Annotated in this window: 1 protein-coding gene; it reads left to right on the top strand. The window is 76.3% G+C overall.

The features are described 5' to 3' along the window. On the top strand, positions 1–2,723 hold a 2,723-nt coding region (locus tag DD1DGNOD_RS26835; RefSeq protein ID WP_165036583.1), incomplete at both ends, for an acyltransferase domain-containing protein.

Below are 2,723 nucleotides of genomic sequence, written 5' to 3'. Positions count from 1 at the left end.
GGCTGCTCACCGCGCCGGCGCCGTGGCCGGACGTCGACCGGCCCCGGCGGGCCGTGGTGTCCTCCTTCGGGATCAGCGGTACGAACGCGCACGTGGTCCTGGAACAGGCGTCCGCGCAGCCCGCGACGGCACCGGTCGCCACCGCGCCGGTCACGGCACCGGTCGGCACGCCCGTCCTGTCGGATGCGGCCGGCACGCCGGTCCCCCCGGACTCGGCCGGCTCCGCGTCCGAGACGGCCACCGGGAAGCGCACCGCCGGGATCGTCCTGCCCTGGGTGCTCTCGGGCCACAACGACGCCGCACTGCGAGCGCAGGCACAGCGTGTGCACGGGCACGTGGCCGTGCACGGCGAGCTGGATGGCGCGGATGTCGGCTACTCGCTGGCGGCGACGCGAGCCGCGCTTGCGCAGCGCGCGGTGGTGCTGGCCGAAGATCATGCCGGTTTCCTGCGGGGTCTCGCCGCGGTAGCTGACGGCGGGCCGTTGCCCGACGGTGAGCCGGTGGCCGAGGTCGTCCGGGGTTCGGCCGGGCCCAGGGGCGGGACGGTGCTGGTCTTCCCCGGCCAGGGTTCGCAGTGGGCCGGCATGGCGGTGGGGCTGCTGGACTCCTCGCCGACGTTCGCCGCGCGGATCGCCGAATGCGCCGACGCGCTGGCCCCGCACGTCGACTGGTCCCTGCTGGACGTGCTGCGCGCCGGCGGCGAACCGGCGTTGCTGGACCGGGTGGACGTCGTCCAGCCGGTGCTGTTCGCCGTGATGGTGTCGCTGGCGTCGCTGTGGGCCGACCACGGCGTCCGGCCGTCCGCCGTGGTCGGCCATTCCCAGGGCGAGATCGCGGCGGCGTATGTGGCCGGTGCGCTGTCCCTGCCGGACGCCGCCAGGGTCGTGGCGCTGCGCGCCAGGGCGCTGGCGGCCCTGAGCGGCCGGGGCGGCATGGTCTCCGTGGCCCTCTCCCCGGAGGAGGTCGCCCGGCGTACCCCGCACTGGGGTGAGCGGGCCTGGCTGGCCGCGGTGAACGGGCCGCGTTCGGTGGTCGTCTCCGGCGCCCCCGAGACGCTGGCAGCCCTGGTGGCGGACTGCACGGCCGCGGACGTGCGGACCCGTCTGCTCCCGGTGGACTACGCCTCGCACTCGCCGCACGTCCAGGACGTGCAGGCGGAACTGCTCGAGGAGCTGGCCGGCATCTCCCCGCGTCCGGCGGAGATCCCCTTCTACTCCACGGTGACCGGCGCTCCCGTCGGGACGGCCACGATGGACGCCGGGTACTGGTACCGCAATCTCCGGCAGACTGTGCGGTTCGAGCCGGCGATCCGCGCCCTGCTGCGGGACGGGCACACCACCTTCATCGAGTCCAGCCCGCATCCGGTGCTGACGATGGGCATCGAGGAAACCGCTGCGGACGTCGGCGTCGACGTGCTGGCCATCGGTTCGTTGCGGCGCGACGACGGCGGCCGGCGGCGCTTCCTCGCCGCGCTGGCCGAGGCCCACGTGCGTGGCGTCCGGGTCGACTGGCAGGCCGCGTTCGACGGCGGCGACGCGCGCCGGGTCGACCTGCCCACCTATGCCTTCCGCCGCCGGCGCTACTGGCTCGGCGACGGCCAGGCTCCCGGCGGGCACAATGCGCCGGCCGCCGGTGCCGGCCCGGCCGAGGAGCGCTTCTGGGACGCCGTGCAACGCCTGGACCTGGCCGCGCTGACCGCCACCCTCGACGTCGACGGCGAACAGCCGTTGCGTGCGGTGCTGCCCGCGCTGTCGGCCTGGCGGCGGCGGCAGGCCGACAGCGCGGCGATCCGTGACTGGCGGTATCGCGTCACCTGGAAGCCGCTGGTGGACGCCCCGGCGGTGGCGCTGCCGGGGACATGGCTGCTGGTGGCTCCGGCCGATCCGGCCGACCCGGGCCTGGTGTCGGCATGTGCCGCGGCCCTGTCCGACCGCGGTGCGCAGGTCGTCCGCGTCGAGCCCACCGCGGCGGACCGGGACCGCGGCGCACTGGCCCGCCTGCTCCGGGAGTCGCTGCCGCCGCAGGCGGTGGTCGGCGGGGTGCTGTCGCTGCTCGCCGTGGACGAGCGGCCGTTGCCCGACCTGCCCGGGGTGAGCGGGGGACTGGCCGCCACATTGGCCCTCGGGCAGGCCCTCGGCGACATTGCGGTCGAGGCGCCGCTGTGGTGCGTCACTTCCGGCGCGGTGTCGGTCGCGCCGTCCGACCGCCTGCGCAGCGCAGCGCAGGCACAGGTGTGGGGGCTCGGTCGCGTCATCGGGTTGGAGCATCCCCAGCGGTGGGGCGGGCTGGTCGACCTGCCCGAGGTCGTCGACGGACGGGCACTGGCCCGGCTGGCCGCGGTGCTCGGCGGCGCCGGCGGCACGGACGGTGCCGGTGGCCAAAGCGGTGCCGGCGGTGCCAGCGGTGAGGACGAGGTGGCGGTGCGGCCGGCTGGCACGTTCGCCCGCCGGCTGGTCAGGGCGAGCGCACCGGCGCCGGCGGAACGCTCCTGGCGGCCGAGGGACACGGTCGTGGTGACCGGTGGTACCGGCGCCCTCGGCGCGCATGCCGCCCGCTGGCTGGCCCGTGGCGGTGCCGAGCACCTGGTGCTCACCAGCCGCCGCGGCGGTGACGCGCCCGGCGCGTCCGACCTGCGCGCGGAGCTGGAAAGCCTGGGTGCGCGCGTCACGATCGCCACCTGTGACGTCGCCGACCGCGGCGCGGTCGACGCCCTCCTCGACCGC

It is taken from the genome of Candidatus Protofrankia californiensis (assembly GCF_900634765.1).
Taxonomy (GTDB): domain Bacteria; phylum Actinomycetota; class Actinomycetes; order Frankiales; family Frankiaceae; genus Protofrankia; species Protofrankia californiensis.
This window is presented reverse-complemented; position numbering and strand designations above follow the sequence as displayed.